27 protein-coding genes are annotated in these 20060 nt (G+C 55.9%); 8 read left to right on the forward strand and 19 right to left on the reverse strand.

Features of this window, described 5'->3' with window-relative positions:
- Nucleotides 1-2 precede the first annotated feature (2 nt).
- The 8 genes from rpsE to rplN are packed head-to-tail and all read right to left on the reverse strand — an operon-like array spanning nucleotide 3 to nucleotide 3446.
- Complete coding sequence (gene rpsE, locus ERD84_RS03220; protein ID WP_130038181.1) at nucleotides 3-524, reverse strand: 30S ribosomal protein S5; 522 nt, start codon at nucleotides 522-524, stop codon at nucleotides 3-5.
- 15 nt (nucleotides 525-539) lie between these two features.
- Nucleotides 540-905, reverse strand: coding sequence for a 50S ribosomal protein L18 (rplR, locus tag ERD84_RS03225; protein WP_013743940.1), 366 nt, complete (start codon nucleotides 903-905; stop codon nucleotides 540-542).
- Nucleotides 906-926: 21 nt separating this feature from the next.
- On the reverse strand, nucleotides 927-1460 hold the full coding sequence (gene rplF / locus ERD84_RS03230) for a 50S ribosomal protein L6 (protein WP_130038182.1): 534 nt from the start codon (nucleotides 1458-1460) through the stop codon (nucleotides 927-929).
- Between the two features lie 10 nt (nucleotides 1461-1470).
- On the reverse strand, nucleotides 1471-1866 hold the full coding sequence (rpsH, locus tag ERD84_RS03235; RefSeq protein WP_130038183.1) for a 30S ribosomal protein S8: 396 nt from the start codon (nucleotides 1864-1866) through the stop codon (nucleotides 1471-1473).
- 11 nt (nucleotides 1867-1877) lie between these two features.
- On the reverse strand, nucleotides 1878-2183 hold the full coding sequence (gene rpsN / locus ERD84_RS03240; protein ID WP_130038184.1) for a 30S ribosomal protein S14: 306 nt from the start codon (nucleotides 2181-2183) through the stop codon (nucleotides 1878-1880).
- An 11-nt stretch (nucleotides 2184-2194) separates the two neighbouring features.
- Nucleotides 2195-2734, reverse strand: coding sequence for a 50S ribosomal protein L5 (gene rplE, locus ERD84_RS03245; protein WP_013743944.1), 540 nt, complete (start codon nucleotides 2732-2734; stop codon nucleotides 2195-2197).
- Between the two features lie 12 nt (nucleotides 2735-2746).
- Nucleotides 2747-3067, reverse strand: a complete 321-nt coding sequence (gene rplX, locus ERD84_RS03250) for a 50S ribosomal protein L24 (RefSeq protein ID WP_013743945.1) — start codon at nucleotides 3065-3067, stop codon at nucleotides 2747-2749.
- A gap of 10 nt (nucleotides 3068-3077) precedes the next feature.
- Entirely contained in the window at nucleotides 3078-3446 is a 369-nt protein-coding gene (gene rplN / locus ERD84_RS03255) for a 50S ribosomal protein L14 (protein WP_013743946.1), read from the reverse strand.
- A 416-nt stretch (nucleotides 3447-3862) separates the two neighbouring features.
- On the opposite strand from rplN, the gene ERD84_RS03260 reads away from it, so the two are divergent.
- The 5 genes from ERD84_RS03260 (at nucleotide 3863) to ERD84_RS03280 (ending at nucleotide 11876) form a co-directional block, all read left to right on the forward strand.
- On the forward strand, nucleotides 3863-5290 hold the full coding sequence (locus tag ERD84_RS03260; RefSeq protein WP_130038185.1) for an NAD-dependent succinate-semialdehyde dehydrogenase: 1428 nt from the start codon (nucleotides 3863-3865) through the stop codon (nucleotides 5288-5290).
- A gap of 248 nt (nucleotides 5291-5538) precedes the next feature.
- Nucleotides 5539-6837, forward strand: a complete 1299-nt coding sequence (locus ERD84_RS03265) for an acetyl-CoA C-acetyltransferase (protein WP_130038186.1) — start codon at nucleotides 5539-5541, stop codon at nucleotides 6835-6837.
- Nucleotides 6834-8774, forward strand: coding sequence for a 3-hydroxyacyl-CoA dehydrogenase NAD-binding domain-containing protein (locus tag ERD84_RS03270; RefSeq protein WP_130038187.1), 1941 nt, complete (start codon nucleotides 6834-6836; stop codon nucleotides 8772-8774). The genes ERD84_RS03265 and ERD84_RS03270 overlap by 4 nt, the downstream gene beginning before the upstream one ends.
- Nucleotides 8775-8777: 3 nt before the next feature.
- A complete protein-coding gene (locus ERD84_RS03275; protein WP_130038188.1) occupies nucleotides 8778-10097 on the forward strand; it encodes an OmpP1/FadL family transporter in 1320 nt (439 codons plus the stop codon).
- 90 nt (nucleotides 10098-10187) lie between these two features.
- On the forward strand, nucleotides 10188-11876 hold the full coding sequence (locus tag ERD84_RS03280; protein WP_130038189.1) for an AMP-binding protein: 1689 nt from the start codon (nucleotides 10188-10190) through the stop codon (nucleotides 11874-11876).
- Between the two features lie 107 nt (nucleotides 11877-11983).
- Here the strand turns inward: ERD84_RS03280 and rpsQ are convergent, their stop codons facing one another.
- The 11 genes from rpsQ to ERD84_RS03335 form a co-directional block, all read right to left on the reverse strand.
- Entirely contained in the window at nucleotides 11984-12265 is a 282-nt protein-coding gene (gene rpsQ / locus ERD84_RS03285; protein ID WP_130038190.1) for a 30S ribosomal protein S17, read from the reverse strand.
- Nucleotide 12266: 1 nt separating this feature from the next.
- Nucleotides 12267-12458 carry a 50S ribosomal protein L29 gene (rpmC, locus tag ERD84_RS03290; RefSeq protein WP_013743952.1) on the reverse strand — a complete coding sequence of 64 codons (192 nt, stop codon included), beginning with the start codon at nucleotides 12456-12458 and terminating at the stop codon, nucleotides 12267-12269.
- 9 nt (nucleotides 12459-12467) lie between these two features.
- Nucleotides 12468-12884, reverse strand: a complete 417-nt coding sequence (gene rplP, locus ERD84_RS03295; protein ID WP_130038191.1) for a 50S ribosomal protein L16 — start codon at nucleotides 12882-12884, stop codon at nucleotides 12468-12470.
- Between the two features lie 2 nt (nucleotides 12885-12886).
- Nucleotides 12887-13690, reverse strand: a complete 804-nt coding sequence (gene rpsC / locus ERD84_RS03300) for a 30S ribosomal protein S3 (protein ID WP_130038192.1) — start codon at nucleotides 13688-13690, stop codon at nucleotides 12887-12889.
- 9 nt (nucleotides 13691-13699) lie between these two features.
- The gene (rplV, locus tag ERD84_RS03305; protein ID WP_130038193.1) at nucleotides 13700-14029 is read right to left on the reverse strand and encodes a 50S ribosomal protein L22; all 330 of its coding nucleotides are present in this window, start codon (nucleotides 14027-14029) and stop codon (nucleotides 13700-13702) included.
- 3 nt (nucleotides 14030-14032) lie between these two features.
- Entirely contained in the window at nucleotides 14033-14308 is a 276-nt protein-coding gene (gene rpsS / locus ERD84_RS03310) for a 30S ribosomal protein S19 (RefSeq protein WP_013743956.1), read from the reverse strand.
- Between the two features lie 12 nt (nucleotides 14309-14320).
- A complete protein-coding gene (gene rplB / locus ERD84_RS03315) occupies nucleotides 14321-15148 on the reverse strand; it encodes a 50S ribosomal protein L2 (protein WP_130038194.1) in 828 nt (275 codons plus the stop codon).
- Entirely contained in the window at nucleotides 15148-15444 is a 297-nt protein-coding gene (gene rplW, locus ERD84_RS03320; protein WP_130038195.1) for a 50S ribosomal protein L23, read from the reverse strand. The genes rplB and rplW overlap by 1 nt, the downstream gene beginning before the upstream one ends.
- On the reverse strand, nucleotides 15441-16061 hold the full coding sequence (rplD, locus tag ERD84_RS03325; protein ID WP_130038196.1) for a 50S ribosomal protein L4: 621 nt from the start codon (nucleotides 16059-16061) through the stop codon (nucleotides 15441-15443). The genes rplW and rplD overlap by 4 nt, the downstream gene beginning before the upstream one ends.
- A 2-nt stretch (nucleotides 16062-16063) precedes the next feature.
- Entirely contained in the window at nucleotides 16064-16753 is a 690-nt protein-coding gene (gene rplC, locus ERD84_RS03330; RefSeq protein ID WP_167667230.1) for a 50S ribosomal protein L3, read from the reverse strand.
- A gap of 225 nt (nucleotides 16754-16978) precedes the next feature.
- Complete coding sequence (locus tag ERD84_RS03335) at nucleotides 16979-17617, reverse strand: TetR/AcrR family transcriptional regulator (RefSeq protein WP_130038197.1); 639 nt, start codon at nucleotides 17615-17617, stop codon at nucleotides 16979-16981.
- 200 nt (nucleotides 17618-17817) lie between these two features.
- Here ERD84_RS03335 and ERD84_RS15930 point away from each other — a divergent pair, with 200 nt between their 5' ends.
- From ERD84_RS15930 to ERD84_RS03345, 3 genes are read left to right on the forward strand one after another with little or no spacing between them, the layout of a single operon-like run.
- The gene (locus ERD84_RS15930; protein ID WP_167667232.1) at nucleotides 17818-17982 is read left to right on the forward strand and encodes a hypothetical protein; all 165 of its coding nucleotides are present in this window, start codon (nucleotides 17818-17820) and stop codon (nucleotides 17980-17982) included.
- Nucleotides 17979-18767, forward strand: coding sequence for an alpha/beta fold hydrolase (locus ERD84_RS03340; protein ID WP_130038198.1), 789 nt, complete (start codon nucleotides 17979-17981; stop codon nucleotides 18765-18767). Before ERD84_RS15930 ends, ERD84_RS03340 begins: the two co-directional genes overlap by 4 nt.
- Nucleotides 18768-18778: 11 nt before the next feature.
- On the forward strand, nucleotides 18779-20059 hold the full coding sequence (locus ERD84_RS03345; RefSeq protein ID WP_130038199.1) for a metal-dependent hydrolase family protein: 1281 nt from the start codon (nucleotides 18779-18781) through the stop codon (nucleotides 20057-20059).
- The last annotated feature ends 1 nt before the right edge of the window (nucleotide 20060 follow it).

Below are 20060 nucleotides of genomic sequence, written 5' to 3' on the forward strand. Positions count from 1 at the left end.
ACTTACCCCAGAATCTCTTCTACCGACTTGCCGCGCTTGGCAGCCACTTCGGCAGGAGTCGAGCAGGCACGCAAGCCGTTCAGCGTTGCGCGGACCAAGTTGTAAGGATTGCTGGAGCCCAGGCTCTTGGCAACCACGTTACGAACGCCCATTACTTCGAAGATGGCGCGCATAGGGCCGCCGGCAATAACACCGGTACCTTCAGCGGCTGGCGAAATGAGAACGGTGGAAGCACCATGCTTGCCGACCACGGTGTGGTGCAGCGTGCCGTTCTTGAGCGCAACCTTGACCAGACCACGACGTGCCTGTTCCATTGCTTTTTGTACAGCGACGGGTACTTCACGAGCCTTTCCTTTGCCCATGCCGATACGGCCGTCACCATCACCTACTACGGTCAAGGCAGCAAAGCTCATGGTGCGACCACCCTTGACCACTTTGCTGACGCGGTTGACCCCGATCATTTTTTCACGCATGCCGTCGTCGTTTTCTTTCTCGACGGCTTGCCTGCCTTGTGCTTTAGCCATTTGATAATTCCTTGCTTAGAATTTCAAGCCGGCTTCACGCGCGGCGTCGGCCAACGCTTTGACGCGGCCATGATAACGGAAGCCCGAACGATCAAAAGCAACCAGCTCGATACCGGCAGCTTTTGCTTTTTCGGCGACGCGCTTGCCGATCAGGCCAGCTGCAGCGACGTTACCGCCGTTGACATTCTTGCTGGCGAGTTCTTTGCGCACTTCGGGCTCGAGCGTGGAAGCGCTGACGAGCACACGATCGCCTTCCGGCGAAATAATGTTTGCGTAAATGTGCAGATTCGAGCGGTAAATCGAGAGGCGATGTACACGCAGCTCGGAGATTTTCCGACGAGTCGCAACAGCACGACGCAAACGGGAGATTTTCTTGTCCATAATTCGTCCTTGCCTGCGCGCTTATTTCTTCTTGGTTTCTTTGATGATGACGCGTTCGTCGGCATAACGCACACCCTTGCCCTTGTAAGGCTCGGGTTCGCGGTAAGCGCGGATTTCAGCAGCCACCTGACCAACGACCTGCTTGTTGGAACCCTTGATGACGATCTCGGTTTGAGTTGGGCACTCGACCTTGATGCCAGCGGGCATGCTGTGAACGATGTCGTGAGAAAAACCAAGCTGCAACTTCAGTGCATCGCCTTGAACCTGTGCGCGGAAACCCACGCCAACCAGATTCAAACGACGCTCGAAGCCTTTGCTGACGCCCGTTACCATATTGGCAACCAATGCGCGCAATGTACCCGACATGGCCTTGGCCTGGCGGGAATCGTTGGCAACAGCAAATGTCAGTTGACTGTCTTCCTGGCGGACAACAACGTCGCCAGTCAGTTCTTGAGTCAGTGTGCCCAAAGGACCTTTGACGGAAATTTGGCCGGCACTGATCGTGGCTTCTACGCCTTGAGGTACGGGGACCGGATATTTAGCAATACGTGACATGTGATTCTCCTTATGCCACGTAGCACAGCACTTCGCCGCCCACGCCAGTGGCGCGTGCTTTGCGATCGGTCATGACACCGCGCGGAGTCGACACAATGGCAACGCCCAAACCATTCATGACTTGAGGAATGGTCTTGCTGCCCTTGTAAATGCGCAGCCCGGGACGGGAAACGCGGTCGATACGCTCGATGACCGGACGGCCAGCGTAGTATTTAAGGGTGATCTCGAGGACAGGCTTGGCCTTGTCGCCGGTGATCTGGAAACTGTCGATATAGCCTTCGTCTTTCAGCACGGCAGCAATCGCTGCTTTCAGCTTCGAGGAGGGCATGCTTACCGACGTCTTGTTGACTTGTTGCGCGTTACGCACACGGGTCAACATGTCGGCGATGGGATCGCTCATGCTCATGTGTATTTCTCCTACCAGCTGGCTTTGGTCATGCCGGGCACTTCGCCACGCAGCGCCATTTCGCGCAGTTTGTGACGAGTTAAACCGAACTTGCTGTAAACACCGCGCGAACGACCGGTGACGACGCAACGATTGCGTTGACGAGTCGGGTTTGCATTGCGCGGCAGTTGTTGCAGTTGCAGGCGGGCCTGATAGCGCTCTTCATCGGACTTGGACTGATCGTCGATGATGGCCTTCAGTGCAGCACGCTTGGGTGCAAATTTCTCTGCCAGCTTGGCGCGTTTGATATCGCGATTGATGAGTGAAAGTTTTGCCACGTCATCGCCCCTTAATTGCGAAACGGGAAGCTGAAGGCGCTAAGCAGGGCCTTGGCTTCGTCGTCGGTCTTGGCTGTAGTGATAATGCTGATGTTCATACCACGTACGGCGTCGATCTTGTCGTATTCGATTTCAGGGAAAATGATTTGCTCTTTAACCCCGACGTTATAGTTGCCACGTCCATCGAAAGCACGACCCGAAATACCACGGAAGTCGCGCACACGCGGCAAAGCCACTGCGACCAGGCGGTCAAGGAATTCGTACATGCGCTGGCCACGCAGGGTGACCATGCAACCGATGGGATAGTCTTCACGGATCTTGAAACCCGCGATAGCCTTGCGTGTTTTGGTGACAACCGGCTTCTGGCCTGCGATCTTGGTCAAGTCAGAGACAGCGTGCTCAATGACTTTTTTGTCGGCAACCGCTTCGGATACACCCATGTTCAGGGTGATCTTGGTGATGCGCGGCACTTCCATTACGCTTTTGTAGCCAAATTTGGCTTGCAGGTCGGCCATGACCTTGCTGCGGTAAAACTCTTGTAAACGAGCCATGTTCTTCGCCCCTTAAGCCTTGGCGCCAACGACAGCGCCGCTGGAACGGAATACACGGACCTTGCTGCCATCTTCCACTTTCACACCAACGCGATCGGCCTTGCCGGTTTCGGGGTTGAAAATGGCCACATTGGAAATGTGGATGGGCATGGTCTTGTCGATGATGCCGCCTTGCGTACCCGCCATGGGGTTGCCCTTGACGTGCTTCTTGACAACATTGATGCCTTCGACCAGCACATGGTCGGCGTCAACGCGCTGCAATACGGTGCCGCGGCGTTTTTTGTCGCGACCGGTCAATACGATGACTTCGTCGCCTTTACGGATTTTTTCCATGATGGGCTCCTTACAGCACTTCTGGAGCCAGCGACACGATCTTCATGAACTTTTCTGTACGCAGTTCGCGCGTTACAGGTCCGAAGATACGGGTACCGATGGGTTCCAGTTTGGCGTTGAGCAGCACGGCAGCGTTGCCACCGAACTTGATCAGCGAACCGTCTTTGCGACGTACGCCCTTAGCGGTACGAACCACTACTGCGTTATAAATTTCGCCCTTCTTGACGCGTCCGCGTGGCGCTGCATCTTTGACACTAACCTTGATAATGTCACCGATAGCGGCATAACGGCGCTTTGAGCCGCCCAACACCTTGATGCACATGATTGACCGTGCGCCAGTGTTGTCGGCCACGTCGAGCGTGGTCTGCATTTGAATCATGATTTTTCCTGTTCCAACTTAGCCGCACCGCGCCGCCCACATGGACACGCTGCGCAACCAGTTTTGGTCCCGTCAGTTTTGACTGAGCTTGCCGCCCACCCAAAACCTGGGTTGAAATCTTGCTAAAAATTAGCCTCTAGGCTTGTAGCGCAAGCGGTTTGGCCCGCGTATGCCCCACAAATACTGCTTTTGCTTCTCTTACATTCTCTGCTTAAGTTGGCAACGCCATCTACAGCAAGTCTTGCACTATAAGCCTTTTTTGCAGCAAATGCAAGTGCCTTCTTCTATGCGGGTGCAAGAGCGTTGCACCCCTGCTACTTCGATGCGCGCACGACAGCATGCTATAAATAAAGTTGGGGGCGGTGCGCTGCAGCGCCCTTTCCTCATTGTTCATAATTATTTTAGCGAGAAGACGCATGTACGAAACCCTGGCCTTATATATTGATGGTGAATTCATAGATGGCGGCGGCCGCAAAACCGACGAAATTACCAACCCCGCCACACTCGACGTACTTGGCCAGCTACCCCATGCGACCACGGCTGACCTTGATCGTGCTTTGGCCGCCGCAGCCCGTGCCTTTGAGTCCTGGCGGCACAGCTCTCCCATGCAACGCTCTGAAATCCTGCGCAAGGTCGGCCAGCTTTCTCGCGAACGTGCTCAGGAAATCGGGCGCAATATGACGCTCGACCAAGGCAAACCGCTGGCCGAGTCGGTGGGCGAAATCATGTCTTGCGCAGACCATGCCGACTGGCATGCCGAAGAATGTCGACGCATCTATGGCCGTGTCATCCTTCCCCGCTCACCAGAGGTACGGCAAATGGTTCTGCGTGAACCCATCGGCGTCTGCGCTGCCTTCACACCCTGGAACTTTCCCTATAACCAGGCCATCCGCAAGGTATGCGCCGCCATCGGTGCGGGCTGCACCATCATCCTGAAAGGCCCGGAAGACTCGCCTAGCGCAGTCATGGCGATTGCCCGCATGTTCCACGACGCCGGCCTGCCTCCTGGTGTACTCAATGTCGTCTGGGGGGTCCCCAGCGAAGTGTCCGACTACCTCATCCGCTCACCGATCGTACGCAAAGTGTCGTTTACCGGTTCGGTACCAGTCGGCAAGCACCTTGCCTCTCTGGCGGGGGCTCATATGAAGCGTGTAACCATGGAGCTGGGCGGTCACTCACCCGTGCTGGTTTTCGACGATGCCGATGTTGATCGCGCCGCCAAGCAATTGGCTCGTTTCAAAGTACGTAACGCCGGCCAGGTCTGCGTCTCACCGACTCGTTTCTATATTCACGAAAAAATCTACGACCAATTCCTGGAAGGCTTCGTCAACACACTGAAAACAGTCAAGGTCGGCGATGGCCTTGATCCCGACACCCAAATGGGCCCTCTGGCCCACGAACGCCGGGTCCCGACCATGCAGAAGTTTGTCGAGAATGCCGTGCAACTCGGTGGCAAAGTCGTACTGGGCGGTGAAGCCCTAGACCGCAAGGGCCACTTCTTTTCGCCTACCGTCGTCACCGACTTGCCCGAAAACTCGATGCTCATGACTGAAGAGCCTTTTGGCCCAATCGCGCCCCTGACGCGATTTTCCGATACTGACGACGTCATCAAAAAGGCCAATTCCCTACCCTTCGGTTTGTCGTCCTATGTGTTCACCAACTCACTGCAAACGGCCACCAAGGCATCCAATGGTATCGAGTCCGGCATGGTCAACATCAACCACTTCGGCAGCGCCCTGCCTGAAACACCCTTTGGCGGCGTCAAAGATAGCGGCATCGGCAGCGAAGGTGGCACTGAAACATTCGATGGTTATTTGGTAACCAAGTTTGTGACACATGTCTAAATTCATTACCGCGGCAGGGCACACCCTACGCCGCCACGCCGACACTGGCCATTGCCTGGCAACCAGGCCTATGTAGCAATGTAATAAGGCTCTTTGTTGCGGCGGGTGCCGCTTGTATTGAACCGCCATATGTCCTTTCCAGGGATGTATGGCGGTTTTATTTTGTTACCCACTCTCAACTTTGTCTCTGGCATCCAGCTTAAATTGCAGTAGTTGTTTGCTCGTATGGTTGCACAAGGACAAGACTCATGGCTTTTGCACCGGTATACATTGTTGACGGCGCCCGTAGTCCTTTCCTGAAAGCACGCAATGCACCGGGCCCTTTTTCCGCGTCCGACCTGGCTGTCCAGGCCGGACGCGAACTATTGTTGCGACAAACTTTTACACCAGACGAGCTGGATGAGGTCATTGTCGGTTGCGCCGCCCCCTCGCCCGACGAAACCAATATCGGCCGTATCATCGCTCTGCGTCTGGGCTGCGGTCACAAAGTGCCCGGCTGGACTGTCATGCGCAACTGCGCATCGGGCATGCAGGCACTCGACTCGGGCTTGATGTCGATACAAACAGGGCGCTGCGACCTGGTCCTGGCCGGTGGGGTAGATGCGCTGTCACGCGCGCCAATACTGCTGTCGGACGAGATGGTGCAGTGGTTGGCGACCTGGCGCAAAAGCCATAGCCTTGGCCAGAAGCTCGCTACCTTAAAGAAACTTCGACCTCGATATCTGTCCCCTGTCATCGGTTTGCTGAAAGGGCTGACCGACCCGGTCGTCGGTCTTTCCATGGGCCAGACCGCCGAGAATCTGGCCCATCAGTTCGGCATCAGTCGCCAGGCCATGGATGCGTACGCCACTCAAAGCCATCAGCGCGCATTGGCCGGCCAACAGTCAGGCGCCTTCCACGAAATCGTACCGCTAGCGGATGAAAAAGGTCAGCTTTACGCCCAGGACGATGGTATTCGCGCCGATTCTACCCCAAGCAAATTGGCACAACTCAAGCCGGTGTTCGACAAACCCTGGGGCAACATCACGGCGGGCAACAGTTCTCAGGTCACTGACGGCGCAGCACTGCTGCTGTTGGCCTCCCAGGCGGCCGTAGACCGCTGGCAGTTGAAACCGCTGGGGCGCATTACAGATGTCCAATGGGCCGCACTGGATCCCGCAGTCATGGGACTGGGACCGGTCATGGCCGCAACGCCACTGCTGGAACGCCATCAGCTAGGTCTGAATGACCTGGACCTGTGGGAGATCAACGAGGCGTTTTCAGCGCAGGTGCTCGGCTGCCTGGCCGCCTGGAATGATCAGGCCTGGTGCCGCAAGGAGTTGGGGCGCGATGCGCTAGGCCTGCTGGATCCCGATCGACTGAACGTCGACGGCGGCGCTATCGCCCTGGGACATCCTGTCGGCGCCTCAGGCGCCCGCATCGTACTGCACTTGCTCAACGCCTTGCGCGCACGGCGAATGCAGCGAGGTATCGCCACCATTTGCATTGGGGGCGGACAAGGCGGCGCCATGTTGGTAGAAACCTGCCATGAACAGAGGCCATCATGACAGACCATTTCGACACACTGGGCCTGGCCAACTTTACCTGCCGCGTGGATGACGAAGGTGTGGCCTGGCTGACCCTGGATTGCCACGACAGCAGTATTAACCGGCTGTCGGCCGACGTCATGCGCGAGCTGAGCGACGTCCTTGATCTCTTCGACAAGACACGGCCTGCCGGCGTCGTGATTCAGTCCGGCAAAGAAGCCGGATTCATTGCGGGTGCCGACATCAATGAGTTTGCCGGCCTGGACACCGCCGCCAAAGGCCTGGAGCTGGTCTCTCGCGGATGGACGCTATTCAACCGCCTGGCCCAGGTCGATTACCCCACGTTGGCATTGATACACGGCCACTGCCTGGGCGGTGGACTGGAGTTGGCGCTGGCATGCAGGTATCGCCTGGTGGTGGATCAAGCCGATACCTCTCTGTCGCTACCCGAGGTCATGCTGGGTATCTTCCCAGGTTGGGGTGGCATGCAACGTCTTCCGCAGCTCATAGGTGCGCCGGCCGCCCTGGACATGATGCTAGCCGGCAAGCCGCAATACGCCCATAAAGCCGTCCGGCTTGGATTGGCCGACGGCCTGGTTGCGCCCCGGTTGGCCGTGAAGGCAGCCAGGACACTGGTATTGAGCGGCAAGCGCCGACGTAGAGCCCAAGGTGTACCTGCACTGCTCAATCATTCTCTGGCGCGACCCTTGGTAGCCAGGCTAACCGCCCGGAAGCTGGACGCCCGTGACCCTTATCACCACTACCCTGCGCCACGCGCCATATTGCAGATATGGGAGAAACACGGCGGCAACGCGCTCAAGGCACCGCAGCTGGTCGATCAACTGGTCCGATCTGATACCGCAAGCAATCTGCTGCGTGTCTTCCGACTGCAAGAAAGCCTGAAGGAGTTTGCCAAGACGGAACGCCCACAATCATCTGTGCATTGGGTCCATGTCATTGGCGCAGGCGTAATGGGTGGCGACATTGCAGCCTGGTGCGCCCTGAAAGGGCTGACGGTGACGCTGCAGGATCAGGATCGCGAGCGTATTGCAGCCGCACAAGGTCGGGCCGCCAAGCTGTTTGCACGTAAAGCCAGAAATGCCCGCGACGCACGGGCTGCCGCCGACCGTATGACGCCCGACCTGCGAGGCGATGGCATCCGCCACGCCGATATCGTGATCGAAGCCATTACCGAGAATCTCGACGCAAAACGCGAGCTGTATGTGCAAATCAAGCCGCTGATGCAACCGGACGCCGTACTGGCCACCAATACATCCAGCCTATCGCTGGAAGCACTGGGCGCCGGGCTGAACATGGCAGAACGCTTTATCGGCCTCCATTTCTTCAACCCCGTGGCAAGGATGCCGCTGGTGGAAGTGGTGGAAACCAAGAGCGTCAGCACAATCACTAAACAAGCCGCCTATACCTTCGTGGGAGCCATCGGAAAACTGCCTCTGCCCGTACAGGACGCACCTGGCTTTCTCGTCAATGCCGTGTTGGCGCCTTACATGCTTGAAGCCATGCGCTGCGTAGATGAAGGAATCCGGCCTGAAACCCTGGACGCTGCCATGCTCAAGTTCGGCATGCCCATGGGCCCCATCGAGTTGATCGACACAGTGGGCCTGGATATCGCCCGGGATGCCGGCCTCCAGCTAACCGGGCAAACCAATTTGCCTGCATGCCTGGAACACCATCTGGACCGTAAAGAGCTGGGGCGCAAGTCGGGGCAAGGCTTCTATCGATGGCAAAACGACAAGGCGATCAAGCCAGACGCCGGCACGATACCGCCCGATCTGGCGAGCCGCCTGATTACGCCGCTTATCGACAAAACCAAACAACAACTGCAGCAAGGCGTGGTGGCCAATGCCGACCTGGCCGACGCCGGCGTGGTCTTCGGCACGGGGTTTGCTCCCTTTACCGGTGGCCCGCTGCACTATAACCATCAACAACGGAGGTGACATATGAAAGCAGTAAAGTCGTTACGTGTAGTTTCGGCAGTGGTATTGAGTCTGGGCGCGGGAGGTGCCCATGCAGCGGGTTTCCAGCTGCTCGAACAGAATGCGAGCGGCATCGGAAATGCCTACGCAGGCTCAGCCGCCATCGCTGAAAATGCCAGTACGATTTTCTTCAATCCGGCCGGCATGACACGCCTGCCGGGGGTCAATGTATCGGGTGGCCTGATAGGTATCAGACCCTCATTCAAGTTCCATGATGACGGCAGCACAGGGCCTGGCGGTCTTCCGTTGGGAACCAACAATGGCGGCGATGCCGGCTCGCTAGCCGCGGTGCCCAACGCTTATATTTCGTGGGAAGTAAATCCAAGCTGGTTTGTGGGCCTGGGCATAGGTGCCCCATTCGGGCTAATGACTGAATACGACGAAGGCTGGATCGGGCGCTACCACTCCAAAAAGTTCAAAATCAAGAGCATCAATATCAACCCCTCGGTAGCCTATAAGGTGAACGACCAGCTGTCGATAGGAGCAGGGGTCAACTGGTTGCAACTCGATGCCAACTATCGGCGCAACTCGCCAGCGGCTGGCTTGATCAGCCGGTTGCCGGGTGGTATGGCCAACCCTCTGGCTCCCAGGCTGCTTGGTGCACCCGACCTGGAAGCACAAGCCAAGCTGAAGGGAGACGCCTGGGGCTGGAATCTGGGGCTGCTGTATCAGGCCACACCAGACACCCGGATAGGTTTGTCGTATCGGTCCAAGGTCAAGATCGACACCAGTGGTGATACCAACATCGACAATCCCACGCCGGTTCCTATTCCGACCCATTTCGATGCCAGCGCAGACGTTGAACTACCAGACACCGCCATTCTCAGCGTGGTGCATGATTTGAACAGCAAATGGCAACTGCTCGCAGATGTGTCATGGACGGGCTGGAGCAGCATCAAGACACTGAAAATCGACAATGGCTATCCCCCACTCAACGACGAACTGGATCTGCGTTTTCGGGATACCTGGCGTGTTGCCCTGGGTGCCAACTACAGATTGAATCATCAATGGACACTGAAAGGCGGGGTGGCCTGGGATCAATCGCCGGTGGACAGCAGCAAGTATCGTCCCACCTCTTTACCGGACAACGATCGCTATTGGGTATCGATAGGCGCGCAATACAACTTCAATGACCAGACCACCATCGACATCGGCTATGCACATTTGTTCCTGAACAACACGTCGATCGACAACGACACCGATGCGGCGACCAAGGGCACCGTTCGGGGCGAGTACACCTCCAATGCCAACATGCTTGGCATACAGGTATCGCACCGCTTCTGACACCTGGTGTGCTGTTTGGCTATCTCGGGTGCTACCATAAGGCTGGGCACACCCCAGCCGGTGTAACGGTGTTATTGAAAGGCATACATCATGGAACCTATCTGGCTAGACCATTACCCACCCGGGATACCGGCCGACATCAGTAATGAAGCGGCCAAATACGATTCACTCATGGCAATGTTCGAAGAAAGCTGCTCACGCCATGGGCAGAACGTGGCCTATATCAGCATGGGCGTCAAGCTCACCTATGCCGAGCTTGACGAACGTTCACGACACTTCGCCGCCTGGCTGCAGGCCCATGGCATCAAGAAAGGCGATCGTGTCGCGCTGATGATGCCCAACCTGTTGCAGTATCCGGTATGCCTGTTTGGTGTGCTGCGCATGGGTGCTGTTGTCGTCAATACCAATCCCCTGTACACCCCCAGCGAACTCGAACATCAGCTACAGGACTCGGGCGCAGAAACCATCATCATTGCCGAAAATTTTGCACACACCCTGCAGAAGGCACTGCCCAACACATCTATCAAAACCATCATCAAGACATCAGTCGGTGACATGCTGGGCACCGTCAGGGGTGCCATCACGAATCTTGTGGTCAGGCATGTAAAGAAGTTGATACCCACCTACTCCCTAACACACACCCTAAACCTTAAACAGGTGCTTAAGGAAGGTAGCCGGTCACATTACACGCGGCCCGAACTCACACAAAAAGATATTGCCCTGCTGCAATACACCGGGGGCACCACCGGTGTGGCCAAGGGCGCAATGCTCACCCACGGAAACATGGTGGCCAATGTATGTCAGGCCGAAGCCTGGGTCGACCCCTACCTGAATGGCAGCCGCGAACTGATTGTTACCGCCTTGCCGCTCTATCATATCTTCGCACTGACCGCTAACTGCCTGACCTTTGTCAAACTGGGTGCCAGCAACCTGCTGATCATCAACCCCCGCGATATCCCGGACTTTATCAAAAGCCTGAGCCGGCATAAGTTCACCGCCATTACCGGGGTCAACACGCTATTCAACGCTCTGCTAAACCATCCCGATTTTGCCAAACTGAATTTCAGCTCACTCAAGCTGGCATTGGGTGGCGGGATGGCCGTCCAGGAAGTCATCGCCCAGCGCTGGCTTAAGGTTACCGGCAAACCAATCGCCCAGGCCTATGGGCTTACCGAGACGTCACCGGCCGTCACCATCAATCCGCTTGATAAAACGGAGTTCAACGGCTCCATCGGCCTGCCCGTTTCCTCCACCGAAATTTCCATACGCAACGAAGCCGGACAAGACCTGCCTCAGGGTGAAAGCGGTGAGATCTGTGTACGAGGCCCCCAGGTTACCCCCGGCTACTGGAATCGTCCTGACGAAACCAGGAAATCATTCCATCCCGACGGTTTCCTGATGACAGGCGATATCGGCTATGTTGATGAGCAAGGTTATGTGTATATTCTTGACCGCAAGAAGGACATGATTCTGGTATCGGGCTTCAATGTGTATCCAAACGAGGTCGAAGCGGTCGCCATGGAGCACCCGGATGTACGTGAAGCCGCTGCCATTGGTGTGTCCGACGAACATTCCGGAGAAGTCGTCAAGCTGTTCGTGATTCGCAAGAACAACACCGTGACTGAAGAAGAGCTGATCAAATTTTGCCGCAACAAGCTGACAGGCTACAAAGCACCTAAGTTCGTCCAATTCTGCAAGGACTTGCCACGTACAAATGTAGGAAAAATTCTGCGGCGCGAGCTGAAAGAAGGAGCTCAGAACAAAGCGCAAGAAGGCTAACGACAGTGCACGGGCAGTCGAAGTCAATAAAAAACCCCCTAGGCAGCTAAGCTTACCTAAGGGGTTTTGCTGTCTGCCGCACAAGGCGGCAGACATGACCTGAAGCGTTAGATAACGCGTGCGGCTTCAAGCAAACGTACAACAGTCCAGGATTTATCGCGCGAGATCGGACGACCTTCTGCGATTTCAACCTTGTCACCTTCGTTGTACTGGTTGGTTTCATCATGCGCTTTGTACTTGTTGGAGCGTACGATGATCTTGCCAAAGATGGGGTGCTTGACGCGGCGCTCAACGCGAACCACGACAGTCTTGTCCATCTTGTTGCTCACTACCTGGCCAATGAGGGTACGTTGGCGCTTGGCGGCTTGGGTGTTTTGAGTTTCGCTCATTTTACTTTCCTGCGTTCTCAGTCATGATGGTGCGGACACGTGCGATATCGCGACGGACCTTGCCAATTTGACTGGTATTGGAAAGCTGCTGAGTAGCACGCTGCATGCGCAGGTTGAATTGTGCCTTCAGCAAGCTTTCGAGCTCTTTGCTGAGCTCGGTAGCATCTTTGGAACGGAGTTCGCTGGCTTTCATGAGATCTCCTTAAGCACCAATGTGACGCGACACGAAGGTCGTGGAAATTGGCAACTTAGCGGCGGCCAGGCGGAAAGCTTCACGTGCAAGCTCTTCGCTTACACCTTCCATTTCATAGAGCACCTTGCCGGGTTGAATTTCTGCGACCCAGAATTCGGGATTACCTTTACCATTACCCATACGGACTTCGGCAGGTTTCTGCGAAATCGGCTTATCGGGGAAGATACGGATCCAGATACGGCCGCCACGTTTGATGTGACGGTTGATCGCACGACGAGCAGCTTCGATCTGGCGTGCGGTCAGGCGGCCACGACCCGTGGCTTTCAGACCGAACTCACCAAACGATACTTGCGCACCGCGAGTGGCCAGGCCGGTATTACGGCCTTTATGCTCTTTGCGGTATTTTCTGCGTGAAGGTTGCAGCATGTTTATTCTCCTTCAGGCGCCGGTGCGGCAGCAGCAGCTGGCGCGGCGTCTTTACGAGGGGCTCCACGACCACGGCCACCACCTGGACGACGGCCGTCAGGACGTTCGCCACGAGGCGCACGACGTGGACGACGCTCTTCATCACGAGGAGCTGCGGTCTCGGGGGGCAGTTCGCCGTTAGGCAACATGTCGCCCTTGTAGACCCAGACTTTGATACCGATGATGCCGTAGGTAGTTTGGGCTTCGGAAGTGCCGTAATCAATGTTGGCGCGCAGGGTGTGCAGGGGCACACGGCCTTCGCGATACCATTCGGTACGGGCAATTTCGATACCGTTCAAACGGCCCGAGCTCATGATCTTGATGCCTTGGGCACCCAGACGCATCGCGTTCTGCATGGCGCGTTTCATGGCGCGGCGGAACATAATGCGCTTTTCGAGCTGCTGCGCGATCGAATCGGCAACCAGCTGAGCGTCGGTTTCGGGTTTGCGGATCTCTTCGATGTTGACGTGCACAGGCACGCCCATCAGACGCTGCAGATCGGCCTTCAGGTTTTCGATGTCTTCGCCACGCTTGCCGATCACGACACCCGGACGAGCCGAGTAAACCGTGATACGGGCGTTCTTGGCTGGACGCTCGATCACCACGCGACCAACGGAAGCGCTTTTGAGTTTCTTTTTCAGATATTCGCGTACGCGGATGTCTTCGGCGAGCATGCCGCCAAAGGCTTTATCGTCTGCGTACCAGCGCGAACTCCAGTTGCGGTTGACCGCGAGGCGGAACCCAATCGGGTGTATTTTCTGTCCCATTGTGACTCCTTAAGCTCCGACTTTGACCACAATGTGGCAAGTCTGCTTCTCGATACGGTTACCGCGGCCTTTTGCACGTGCGGAGAAACGCTTCATCGACTGGCCCTTGTCCACATGGATCGTGGTGACTTTGAGCTCGTCAATATCGGCGCCGTCATTGTGCTCGGCGTTGGCGATCGCGGACTCAAGAGCTTTCTTGAGGATGCCCGCGGCCTTTTTAGGTGTGAAAGTCAGAATGTTCAGCGCCTGAGCAACCGACTTGCCACGGATAAGATCCGCAACAAGGCGAGTTTTCTGGGCCGAAATATGGACTCCACGGATGATTGCTGTAGTTTCCATCACTTACCTCTTGGACTTTTTGTCCGCTGCATGACCCTTGAACGTACGGGTCAGTGCGAACTCGCCGAGCTTGTGGCCGACCATGTTCTCGTTGATGTAAACGGGAACGTGCTGGCGGCCATTGTGCACAGCAATAGTCAACCCAATGAACTCGGGCAGGATGGTAGAACGGCGCGACCAGGTTTTGATCGGCTTTTTGCCTTTTTCCTCGACGGCTGCATCGACCTTTTTGATCAGATGCGCATCGACGAATGGGCCTTTTTTGATCGAACGTGACATGTTGTTCGCCCCTTACTTGCGCTTGCGGCGCGAGACAATCATATTGTCTGTGCGCTTGTTACTACGGGTACGGTAGCCCTTGGCCGGTGTGCCCCATGGGCTGACCGGTTCGCGACCTTCGCCAGTACGGCCTTCGCCACCACCGTGCGGGTGATCGACCGGGTTCATGGCAACACCACGAACCGTAGGACGTACACCACGCCAACGCATGGCACCGGCTTTACCGATTTGACGCAAGCTGTGTTCTTCATTGCCGACTTCGCCAATGGTTGCACGGCAGTCGATGTGTACGCGACGGACTTCGCCGGAGCGCAAGCGCACCTGAGCGTAAACACCTTCGCGCGCCAACAGAACAGCCGATGCACCTGCGGAGCGGGCCATTTGTGCACCCTTGCCCGGAAGCATTTCGATGCAGTGAATGGTGGCGCCCACGGGAATATTGCGGATGGGCAACGTGTTGCCTGCGCGGATGGGAGCATCCAGGCCGGACAACAGGGTAGCGCCAACTTGCAGGCCACGAGGTGCAATGATGTAACGACGCTCGCCGTCGGCATAGCACAGCAGTGCAATATGCGCAGTACGGTTGGGATCGTATTCAAGACGCTCTACCTTGGCAGGGATACCGTCTTTGTTGCGACGGAAATCTACCAGACGGTAGTGCTGCTTGTGACCGCCACCACGATGGCGAACAGTGATATGACCATTGTTGTTACGGCCAGAACCACGTTTTTTCTTTTCGAGCAGAGCTGCGAACGGCTCGCCTTTGTGCAGATTAGGGCTAACAACCTTAATCATGCCACGGCGGCCGGCCGAAGTTGGCTTGACTTTTACGAGTGCCATTAGTTCACCTCTGTAAAGTCGAGTTCCTGACCGTCTTTGAGCGACACATATGCTTTGCGCTCGTTACGGCGGCGACCCATGAAACGGCCAAAACGCTTTTCTTTGCCCTTGCGGTTCAAAACCTGTACGGACTCAACTTCGACTTTGAAAAGGAGTTCGACAGCAGCTTTGATTTCAGGCTTGGTAGCGTCGGCCGCTACACGGAAAGCGATTTGCTGATTTTTTTCGGCTACAAACGTGGCTTTTTCAGTCACGATGGGAGCCAGGATAACTTGCAGTAAGCGTTCGGCGTTCATCCCAACATCTCCTCGAGTTGAGCGATAGCCGGCTTGGTGATCAGCACTTTCTTGTAGTGGATCAGCGACAGCGGATCGGCATAACGCGGTTCAACCACGGCAACGTGCGGCAGGTTGCGCGTAGCGAGATAAACGTTTTCGTCGAGCACGTCGGTAATAATGAGTACCGATTCCAGACCCATGCCTTTGAGCTTGTCGGCAGCCAGCTTGGTCTTGGGTGCGTCAAGAACGAAAGTATCGACCACGGCGATGCGGTCTTCACGCGCCAACTGGGAAAGGATCGCACGCAAACCGGCGCGATACATTTTCTTGTTGACCTTCTGCGAGAAGTTCTCGTCGGGCGAATTCGGGAACGCACGGCCACCTCCACGCCAGATGGGCGAGGAAGTCATACCGGAACGGGCGCGGCCAGTACCTTTTTGGCGCCATGGCTTCTTGGTGCTGTGCTTGACGGTATCGCGGCCCTTTTGAGCGCGATTGCCGCTGCGGGCATTAGCCTGGAAAGCCACAACGATTTGATGCACCAGCGCTTCGTTGAAGTCGCGACCGAAAATAGTGTCGGGCGCGGCAACAGTAGCGGAGGATTGACCTTGGTCATTCAGGAGCTTGAGTTCCATGATTAGGCTCCTTTCTTGGCCGACATCTTGATGGCGGGACGCACGATAACGTCGGCATTCTTATGGCCAGGGACGGCGCCCTTGACCAACAGCAAGCCACGTTCGGCGTCGACACGCACGATGTCGAGGTTTTGAACGGTACGGGTAGCATCACCCAGGTGGCCCGACATTTTCTTGCCGGGAAACACGCGACCGGGATCCTGAGCCATACCGATGGAGCCAGGAACGCGGTGGGAAAGCGAGTTACCGTGAGAGTTGCGCTGACCAGCAAAGTGGTGGCGCTTGATGGTGCCGGCAAAGCCTTTACCAATCGTGGTACCAGTAACGTCAACCTTCTGACCCGCTTCGAAGACGCTTTCTACGGCCACGACAGCACCGGCTGTAAACTCAGCGGCTTTGGCGGGGTCGAGACGGAATTCTTTCAGGATGCTGCCAGCTTCAGCGCCAGCTTTGGCGTAATGCCCTGCCTGAGGCTTGGTCACGCGGGAAGCGCGACGTGTACCGTAGGCAACTTGCACAGCCGCATAGCCATCAGTTTCTGGCGACTTGACTTGGGTAACGCGGTTGTTCGACACGTCCAGTACTGTGACCGGGATGGACTCGCCTTCCTCGGTGAAAATACGGGTCATGCCAACTTTACGCCCCACAAGCCCCAGCCGATGAGCGGCGGGTGTAGGTGTCGAGTTCGACATCGTTTTCTCCATTCCCGACTGCGATTGGTCGGGGCTAATTACAGTGCGCATCACTTGTTTACTTACAGCCTATGCGCACACGATTTCTTGATACCTGTTCTTAACCAAAAACATTACAGCAGGTAGGCATAAATGCAAAGCCCACCAATTTTTTTGGTCAAGCGTAGCACTTTAACACGAATATGTTCTATCTTGCAAGTGGCTTACGGTTACTACACCATAAGCTTATTTGGGTTTCGCTTTTTCAGCTTCCGCCATAGTGGCATCTATCAACGCCATAGCCATCCAGCGCACCGTCGACTCGATCTCGCGGTCGGACGCATTCCAGATGTCTTTTAGTACCAAGTAGGCCTCGTACCCATAAATGGTAGATAGCGCCTTGTGCAGTCGGCGGATCAAGGGCTTGGGGATCTGATTCTCGAGAGGCAACAAAGCCTGCGCAAGAATCTTCAAGCGATGGCCTCGTCGATATGGCTCTTCATCGAGCATGCCTGCTCGCTCCAACGCTCGATGTTCCAGCGCGAGCTGCAACGCAGCCCGCATTTCTGTTTCGTACTCTTTGAACCGGGGAAATGTGTGATCGAACAGCTCCATGACACGTTCACGAGCACTTTCGTGTTGTGAAGCTGTGGTACGCACGGGACCCAGTGAAGTATCGACGATCGCTGCAATCAATTTGCTGCGGCTTGGAAAATAACGATACGCCGTGGCGCGCGAAACATCGGCGCGGGCCGCCACCTGCGCGACGGACGGCATGATACCCGTGGAAATCAACTCCATTGCAGCCTGAAGCAGCGCCGCATAAGTTCGAGCACGAGGTCCACTTGCGGGCGCTTTGGGCACAGAAGTAACTACGTATCTCATATACCTGCTCCCCTTTTTTTATTTTTGATCCACATCAAAAAATCGCTTGACCTTACTTAAAAGACTACATAGAATCAAATCGGCTTTTAAGATTGCTGTCTCATTTTGAGTCTAATGTCTTAAATAGTAAATAAAAAATTCTTATAACCACCCGAAACACTAGAAAACCTCAAGGTTCGATCGGGCATGGAGACAACATCATGAAGATTGCAACCTTCTGGTGGGGCCGTGTGCGTCACAAAGACGCCATGCGAGCACTTATCAGCACCTGTCCCCGTAGCTCCTCTCGCTATCCGAGCAATCCCATCACTCTCGGCATACGCATCAAAACGGGCAGCAGCATCCAGAAGGGCATATCCAAATGACAACGCAGTTCATTGACAATATGGCTGTGGAAATCACGGGCGAAGGCGAGCCTATAGTATGTCTGCACGGTCTTGGTGGTTCATCCAATAATTGGACACCAGTGGAACCAGCGTTAGCCAACTTCCAGTTGGTCCGCTTCGACCTACCCGGTAGTGCGCGATCATCGAGTATCAGTGCAGAGCTCTCAATCGAAAACATAGCCGAGCGAATCATCCTCGCCTGTAGCAAGCTGGGAATTACCCGCGCCCACTTCCTGGGCCATTCACTTGGCACCATTATATGTTTCCAGATCGCCGCCACACGGCCCCAACTAGTCAAGAGCCTGGCTCTGTTCGGTCCTTTGCTCTGTCCAACCGAAGCGGCACGTCCAAATATACGGGCCCGAGCCGACAAAGCACGCAATGAAGGCGTAAAAGGCATGCAGGAGATTGCCGACGCTATCACGGCTGGTGCCATTTCCGCCACCACCCGGCGTGAACAACCCGCGATTTCCGCTCTGGTCAGAGAAAGCGTCATGCGTCAGGATGCCCAAGGCTATGCACGCTCCTGCGACGCGCTAGCCAATGCAAAGGCGCCCGCCGTCGAAACCATCGAGTGTCCCGTTCTACTCGTTACCGGCGACCAAGACGGGGTAGCACCACCGCAGGCCGTGCGTGCAATCGCAGACAGCATTCCCGGAAGCCGCAGTGTTGTCTATGCACAGTGCGGACACTGGACCACATTCGAACGTGCGCATGACTGCATGCGAGACCTCAAGGATTTCTATTCCGGACGCTTTCAGTAAAGGACGGTAGCATGGCCAACACCCTATTCACCAATGTCCGTATTTTCGACGGTTCAGGTGCCCAGCCCTACCACGGCGAAGTCTTGGTCGAGGGCAATCGGATTACCCGGGTCGCGCGCTCGGCCCGCTCCTTTCAAAGCGGTGACGCAACGTTGATAGACGGCGCTGGCGCTTTCTTGATGCCCGGCATGACCGAGGCGCATACGCACTTTTCCTGGAATGACCAGCCTTCATTGACCGCCATCCAGATGATGCCGCCAGAAGAGCACATTCTGTGGTGTGTGCGAGTTGCCAAACGTTATCTGGACATGGGGTGGACTTCCTGTGTGGGTGCAGCTACCGCCAAAGCACGACTGGATGTGGTGCTCCGCAACGCCATCAACGCCGGAGAGTTTCCCGGACCACGCTATCTGGCAGCAAGCCAGGAAATCACCACAGTGGGTGGTCTGGGCGATGAGTCCCGTCCTCACCTTCCTTTCCCCGAGCTCAATTTCGGCTGCGTCGTGACCGGACCCAATGAAATGCGCCGCGCCGCACGCACGTATATCAAATACGGCGTAGATACGCTGAAAATCAATCTTTCCGGCGAATACATCGCCGGTATGCCGGCCGAAATCACTCCTTTTACCGACGCCGAAATCGCCGCGCTGGTCGAAGAAGCGCACAGGCATGGCCGCCGAGTCGCAGCTCATGCCCGTTCATGCGAATCGATCAAGCAGTGTATACGCCACAACATCGACCTCATTTATCACGCCAGCTTCACTGACGATGAAGCGCTGGACATGCTGGAGGCAAACCGCCACCGTATTTTCCTGGCACCGGGGTTGGCATGGCTCGTAAATACCAGCTACCACGCATCCGAATACGGCATAACACCGGCCATTGCAGAATCCATGGGGTATCACCGCGAACTAGAGGCTGCGATCGAGTCCCTAAAGAAAATGCATCGACGCGGCGTTCGCATCCTACCCGGAGGCGACTACGGTTTTGCCTGGATCAAGCATGCTACGAACGCCCAGGATCTCGAATACTTCGTCAAATATCTGGGCTTCTCACCTATGGAAGCCTTACTGAGTGCTACGCGGCTTGGCGGAGAAATAATGCTTCGCCCGCACGAGCTAGGTCAAGTCAAAGAGAGTTTTCTTGCCGACATGATTCTGATCGATGGTGACCCACTCTCTGATATTCGCGTCCTGCAAGACCCCACTCGTATCCTTGCTGTAATGAAAGACGGCGAATTCCACAAGAAGCCCGATATTCACGGCACTCGCAATATGACGCGCTGGGCCTGAT

Source organism: Pollutimonas harenae, from assembly GCF_004153685.1.
GTDB classification, from domain to species: Bacteria; Pseudomonadota; Gammaproteobacteria; order Burkholderiales; family Burkholderiaceae_B; genus Pusillimonas_C; species Pusillimonas_C harenae.

Bases quoted from the DNA above. Each gene is read 5' to 3' on its own strand.
- rpsE (WP_130038181.1), bottom strand. From the start codon at position 524: ATGGCTAAAGCACAAGGCAGGCAAGCCGTCGAGAAAGAAAACGACGAC.
- rplR (WP_013743940.1), bottom strand. From the start codon at position 905: ATGGACAAGAAAATCTCCCGTTTGCGTCGTGCTGTTGCGACTCGTCGG.
- rplF (WP_130038182.1), bottom strand. From the start codon at position 1,460: ATGTCACGTATTGCTAAATATCCGGTCCCCGTACCTCAAGGCGTAGAA.
- rpsH (WP_130038183.1), bottom strand. From the start codon at position 1,866: ATGAGCATGAGCGATCCCATCGCCGACATGTTGACCCGTGTGCGTAAC.
- rplE (WP_013743944.1), bottom strand. From the start codon at position 2,734: ATGGCTCGTTTACAAGAGTTTTACCGCAGCAAGGTCATGGCCGACCTG.
- rplX (WP_013743945.1), bottom strand. From the start codon at position 3,067: ATGGAAAAAATCCGTAAAGGCGACGAAGTCATCGTATTGACCGGTCGC.
- rplN (WP_013743946.1), bottom strand. From the start codon at position 3,446: ATGATTCAAATGCAGACCACGCTCGACGTGGCCGACAACACTGGCGCA.
- ERD84_RS03260 (WP_130038185.1), top strand. From the start codon at position 3,863: ATGTACGAAACCCTGGCCTTATATATTGATGGTGAATTCATAGATGGC.
- ERD84_RS03265 (WP_130038186.1), top strand. From the start codon at position 5,539: ATGGCTTTTGCACCGGTATACATTGTTGACGGCGCCCGTAGTCCTTTC.
- ERD84_RS03270 (WP_130038187.1), top strand. From the start codon at position 6,834: ATGACAGACCATTTCGACACACTGGGCCTGGCCAACTTTACCTGCCGC.
- ERD84_RS03275 (WP_130038188.1), top strand. From the start codon at position 8,778: ATGAAAGCAGTAAAGTCGTTACGTGTAGTTTCGGCAGTGGTATTGAGT.
- ERD84_RS03280 (WP_130038189.1), top strand. From the start codon at position 10,188: ATGGAACCTATCTGGCTAGACCATTACCCACCCGGGATACCGGCCGAC.
- rpsQ (WP_130038190.1), bottom strand. From the start codon at position 12,265: ATGAGCGAAACTCAAAACACCCAAGCCGCCAAGCGCCAACGTACCCTC.
- rpmC (WP_013743952.1), bottom strand. From the start codon at position 12,458: ATGAAAGCCAGCGAACTCCGTTCCAAAGATGCTACCGAGCTCAGCAAA.
- rplP (WP_130038191.1), bottom strand. From the start codon at position 12,884: ATGCTGCAACCTTCACGCAGAAAATACCGCAAAGAGCATAAAGGCCGT.
- rpsC (WP_130038192.1), bottom strand. From the start codon at position 13,690: ATGGGACAGAAAATACACCCGATTGGGTTCCGCCTCGCGGTCAACCGC.
- rplV (WP_130038193.1), bottom strand. From the start codon at position 14,029: ATGGAAACTACAGCAATCATCCGTGGAGTCCATATTTCGGCCCAGAAA.
- rpsS (WP_013743956.1), bottom strand. From the start codon at position 14,308: ATGTCACGTTCGATCAAAAAAGGCCCATTCGTCGATGCGCATCTGATC.
- rplB (WP_130038194.1), bottom strand. From the start codon at position 15,148: ATGGCACTCGTAAAAGTCAAGCCAACTTCGGCCGGCCGCCGTGGCATG.
- rplW (WP_130038195.1), bottom strand. From the start codon at position 15,444: ATGAACGCCGAACGCTTACTGCAAGTTATCCTGGCTCCCATCGTGACT.
- rplD (WP_130038196.1), bottom strand. From the start codon at position 16,061: ATGGAACTCAAGCTCCTGAATGACCAAGGTCAATCCTCCGCTACTGTT.
- rplC (WP_167667230.1), bottom strand. From the start codon at position 16,753: ATGTCGAACTCGACACCTACACCCGCCGCTCATCGGCTGGGGCTTGTG.
- ERD84_RS03335 (WP_130038197.1), bottom strand. From the start codon at position 17,617: ATGAGATACGTAGTTACTTCTGTGCCCAAAGCGCCCGCAAGTGGACCT.
- ERD84_RS15930 (WP_167667232.1), top strand. From the start codon at position 17,818: ATGAAGATTGCAACCTTCTGGTGGGGCCGTGTGCGTCACAAAGACGCC.
- ERD84_RS03340 (WP_130038198.1), top strand. From the start codon at position 17,979: ATGACAACGCAGTTCATTGACAATATGGCTGTGGAAATCACGGGCGAA.
- ERD84_RS03345 (WP_130038199.1), top strand. From the start codon at position 18,779: ATGGCCAACACCCTATTCACCAATGTCCGTATTTTCGACGGTTCAGGT.